Origin of the sequence: Massilia sp. CT11-108, assembly GCF_047302915.1 — a bacterium.
Classification (GTDB): Bacteria; Pseudomonadota; Gammaproteobacteria; order Burkholderiales; family Burkholderiaceae_D; genus Telluria; species Telluria orientalis.
Window position 1 is genome coordinate 1 of record NZ_JBKYMO010001839.1, and the last position, 215, is coordinate 215.

Here is a 215-nt window from a genome sequence, read left to right on the forward strand (position 1 = left end):
TGGTTCGTCGTCAGCGCGGCGACCTGGTTCGTCTTGAATGCGGCGAGGTCACGGGTTTCCAGCGCGGCGACCTGGTTCGTGCTCAAGGCGGCGGACTGCGCCGTGGTCAGCGCGCCTGCCTGGGCCGTGGTCAGGGCAACGATCTGGTTCGTCGTCAGGCCTGCGGACACCTGGTTCGTCGACAGCGCGGCGATCTGGGCCGTCGTCATCGACGA

The 215-nt window shown here is 67.9% G+C and carries 1 protein-coding gene; it reads right to left on the minus strand.

Features of this window, described 5'->3' with window-relative positions:
• Positions 1 to 215: hypothetical protein (locus ACEN88_RS36515; RefSeq protein ID WP_413347244.1), on the minus strand; the 215-nt coding region annotated here is incomplete at both ends.